At 59.8% G+C, this 4,224-nt stretch carries 4 protein-coding genes; all 4 read left to right on the top strand.

What is annotated here, in order from left to right:
* The coding region (locus QMG52_RS21425) for an FCD domain-containing protein (protein WP_283562426.1) at nt 1–306 on the top strand (306 nt) is incomplete at its 5' end.
* Nucleotides 307–344: 38 nt separating this feature from the next.
* Nucleotides 345–1,973, top strand: coding sequence for a BCCT family transporter (locus QMG52_RS21420; RefSeq protein ID WP_283562425.1), 1,629 nt, complete (start codon nt 345–347; stop codon nt 1,971–1,973).
* Nucleotides 1,974–1,975: 2 nt separating this feature from the next.
* Nucleotides 1,976–3,109 carry a mandelate racemase/muconate lactonizing enzyme family protein gene (locus QMG52_RS21415; protein WP_283562424.1) on the top strand — a complete coding sequence of 378 codons (1,134 nt, stop codon included), beginning with the start codon at nt 1,976–1,978 and terminating at the stop codon, nt 3,107–3,109.
* Between the two features lie 2 nt (nt 3,110–3,111).
* Nucleotides 3,112–4,224 (top strand): mandelate racemase/muconate lactonizing enzyme family protein (locus tag QMG52_RS21410; RefSeq protein WP_283562423.1); only part of this gene is annotated, 1,113 nt, incomplete at its 3' end.

The raw sequence follows: 4,224 nt of genomic DNA, 5'->3' as shown, positions 1-4,224 counted from the left end.
ATCTATAACAAGGACATCGAAGCCTTCAACGAGGCCGACATGCTTTTCCACGCCATCATCGTGGACGCCTCTCCGACGGACTCTGCGCGAAGCATCTGGGATTCCATTCATCCACGGATCAGGATGCACTTCGCACTGCAAACCGGGCGCACCGGCGCGCTGCCGGAGTTCCTGGAGGACCACAGACGACTGGTTGACATCTTCCGGACCGGAGACGTCAACGCCAGTGTCGCCGCGATCAAGTCCCACATCATCGAGACGAACGAACCCCATCTGGGCGTACTTGACGAATCCGTCCAGGCATAACCACACGCAGATATCAATGCACTGCCGAAGGAGACAATGTGATTGAAACCAAGGCCGCCAGCGAGGCGCCCAAGACGTACCAAAAACCCAGACCGAAAGTGGATAAGGTCCTCGTCATCGGGGCCATCATCGTCGTCGGAATAGTCGTGACGGCCCTGCTGCTGTGGCCCAGCCAAGCACAGTCCTCCGCAAGCTCCCTGTTCGATGGATCGACCCGGATCTTCGGCGCACCAGTACAGGTGCTCGGCCTGGGCTGCTTCCTGCTGGCGGTACTCCTGGCGGTCTCCAGGTTCGGGCGAATCAAACTTGGCGAAGGCAAGCCTGCCTATTCGACATCCAGCTGGCTATTCATGTTCATTTCCGCGGGCCTCGGATCGGCCACCATGTATTGGGCCTTCATGGAATGGGCCTACTACTACCAAACGCCCGGACTCAATATTCAACCGGAATCCCGGGAAGCCCTGGACGTGAGTATGTCCTACACCTTCTTCCATTGGGGTCCCATCCCGTGGGCCATGTACGTGGTCGCCGGCATCTCGATGGCTTACTACTTCCACGTTCGAAAGGGCAAGCGCCTTAGCTACTCCGGCAACATCGAGGCAGTGACGAAAAAGGTGAAGGCCGACGGCATCGGCGGGCGCATCATTGACCTGCTGTTCCTTTTTGGCACCTTTGGCGGACTGATCCTTACCGTCACCGTGACGGTCAACACCGTCTCCGCCGGGGTCGCCGGGCTACTGGGCATTGAGAACGCCTTCTGGCTAAAAGCCCTCATCCTGACCGTGTCCACCGTGGTGTACGGACTGAGCTCCTTCGTTGGCATCGACAAGGGATTGCAGAAACTGGCCAAAACCGCAATCATGGCCGCTTTCGTCTTTGCCGCGGTGGTGTTCCTGATTGGCCCGTCCGAGTTCATCATGGACAATGTCGTGAACGCTGCCGGACTGGAAGCTCAGAACTTCCTCCACATGAGCCTATTCACCGACCCGAACGGGGGCGGCTCCTTCAGCCGCGACTGGACAGTTTTCTACTGGCTCTACTGGATTTCCTACCTCCCCGGCGTTGCCATCTTCATTACCCGGGTCTCCAAGGGACGCACCATCCGGCAGACCGTCTTTGGCCTGATGGTGGGTGGCTGCGCAGGAACCATGTTCTTCTTCGGCATTCTCTCCAGCTATGCCATCCACCAGATGAATCATGGGACCGTCAACGCCCCACAGGTCTTGGCAGGCAAGGGCGGCGACACGGCGGTCGCCGAGCTGCTGAACACCTTGCCCTTCGGGGGATTCTTCTCCATTGTGTATTTCCTGATCATGCTGGTCTTCCTGGCCTCGCACATGGACGCCACCTCGTTCACCGTTGCCGCGGTCAGCACCCGGAACCTGCCGCACGGGACCGACCCCGCCCGCAGCCTCCGCCTGTTCTGGGTTGTCATGTTGGCTGCCGTTCCGATGGCCATGCTGGCGATCAACGCCGACCTGGGCACTCTGAAAACGGGCCTGACCTTGACGGCCATACCGTTCCTCTTCCTGCTGGTGGTTCAAATCTGGGGTCTCATCCGATGGCTCAGGCAGGATTCGGGCCGCATCGACATGAAAACTGGCCTCCTTCGCCCGGTGAAGCTGGATGAGGCAGCCGAACCCAAAGCTGCGGAGGAAACTCGTTGACCATGAAGATTATCGACGTCGAAGCGATCTGGCTGCGCGTTCCATCGTTCGGTGAACCGTGCGAGTGGGGCGAGGACGCCTTCCTGGTGAAAGTGCACACCGACACCGGCCTGATCGGAATTGGTGAATCCGACAGTGCCCCGGCCGTACTCAAAGCTTTAGTTGAGACACCCTCCTCCCATTCCACAAGTCGCGGGCTGCGTGAAGTCCTGCTGGGGGAAAACCCCCTGGACATTGACCGCTTGTGGCGGAAGATGTACGACGAATCCTCCTACATGGGTCGGCGCGGGGCTGCCATACATGCCATCAGTGCCATCGACATAGCCCTGTGGGACATCGCTTCGCAGCACTACGGGGTGCCGATCCATACGCTTCTGGGCGGCAAGGTCCGTGACGGGATTGCCGCCTACGGCACGTTCATTCCCAAAGACAGCCCCGGGGACAACGCGAAGCTCGTCGAAGGACTCCTCCAATCCGGGTTCACCAGCCTGAAGCTGGGCGGAGGCCTGTTCGGTGCCGACCCGGACCACGACCATGAGGTCATGCGTGTTGTCCGGGAAACGGCAGGAGACGATGTAGACCTCGCAATTGACTTGGTGTACCAGTGGAAAAATTACCGCTACGCCAAAACCCAGTGCGAGCGGATGGCCCAATTCGGGCTGAACTGGATCGAGGAGCCCCTCCCCAGCGACGACCATCAGGGGCTGCGGCGTTTGGCGGAAACCTCAGGGACCCGGATATCCGGCGGCGAAGGACTCTCGACAGTGGCAGAATTTTCCGAATTCATCCGCGAGACACGACCTGACATCATCCAGCCCGACATCACCCGTTGCGGGGGCATCAGTGAGATCCGAAAAATCCACGACGTCGCCACGCGCTACAGCACAGAACTTGTCCCACACGGATTCAGCACCGGCATTCTCATGGCCGCCACGGTGCAGTTTCTGGCCAGCATCCCGGGCGGGGAGCTGATCGAGTTCTCACAAAGCACCAGCCCGCTGTCCCTGGACCTGGTCACAAATCCCATCACCCTGGAGAACGGCAAGGTCATGGTGCGGGACGCGCCCGGCCTGGGCATCGAGCTGGATGAAGAACTAATCTCCAAATATCGCGTCGAAATGACGTTAGGAGCCTGACAATGAAAAATCTTACGATCGACTCCGTCGACGTATTCGTCCTGACAAACCCCGAGGCCAGGTATCGGACCTCGGCCCACTACGACGAGCTGCAGATCACCAATACCGTGGTGCGAATAAATGCCGGCGATGCGTTCGGCGTCGGCGGTGCCATCTCGTGGACCGAAGGCGGCGTGGACACGGCCTTGGGCAAGGCCATTGAACATGTTGGAAGCGCCCTCATCGGTCAGAACGCGCTCAACCGGGAACGCCTCCACGGGCTGATGTCCAACAGGTGCGCCTCCATGCTGCCATTTTCCCTGGCGCCGCTGGACATCGCCTTGTGGGACTTGGCCGGCAAAACGTTCGATGTGCCGCTGTACCAGCTACTGGGAGGGCACCGGGATGAAATCCCCGCCTATGCGAGCACCCCCTTCTTCGACACCATCGAGGAATACCTGGACATTGTCGCCCAGTATCTGGACCAGGGCTACCAGGCGATCAAGTTCCATACCTGGTGCTACCCGGATGAGGACCTCAAGCTGGTCAACGCCGTCGCGGAAAAATTCGGTGGTCTGGATGTTGCCTGGATGCTCGATGTTGAAGGGCGCTACAACCGGCAGGACGCGCTGCGTGTCGGCCGCCGACTGGAGGAGCTCGGATACACCTGGTTCGAGGCGCCCTTGCCCGACAGCGATCTGGAAGGCTATCGCTGGCTGCGCAGCAAGCTGGACATTGAAATCATCCCGGCCGGCAACGAGCTCGTGACGCTGGGTCTGGTACAGACGGGCATGTCCATGGGCAGCTGGGACCACGCCCGTGTCGATGCAACCCTCGCCGGTGGCATCACCGGAACCCAACGCATCATGTCCGCCGCCCGGGCACATTCGATGAATGTCGAGTTGCAGTCGTGGGGCTATACCCTCTCCCAGGCCGCCAACCTGCATCTGATGCTCGCGTTCCCCAATTGCCGCTACTTTGAACAGGCCATGCCCTTGGGACCGATGGAGTACGCCGCGCTTAACCCTATCCGCATAAATTCCAACGGACTTGTGCGGGCATCGGACAAGCCCGGATTGGGCGTCGACCTTGACTGGGAACTAATCGAAAAGCAGGCCCTGGTCAAATACACGCTC

Source organism: Paenarthrobacter sp. PH39-S1, from assembly GCF_030063245.1.
Taxonomy (GTDB): domain Bacteria; phylum Actinomycetota; class Actinomycetes; order Actinomycetales; family Micrococcaceae; genus Arthrobacter_M.
The sequence above is the reverse complement of the archived record's forward strand: the minus strand, read 5'-3'. Positions and strand labels throughout refer to the sequence as shown.

What these genes read in the sequence shown, in the direction of transcription:
- QMG52_RS21415 (WP_283562424.1), top strand. Translation starts at nt 1,976, where the DNA reads ATGAAGATTATCGACGTCGAAGCGATCTGGCTGCGCGTTCCATCGTTC.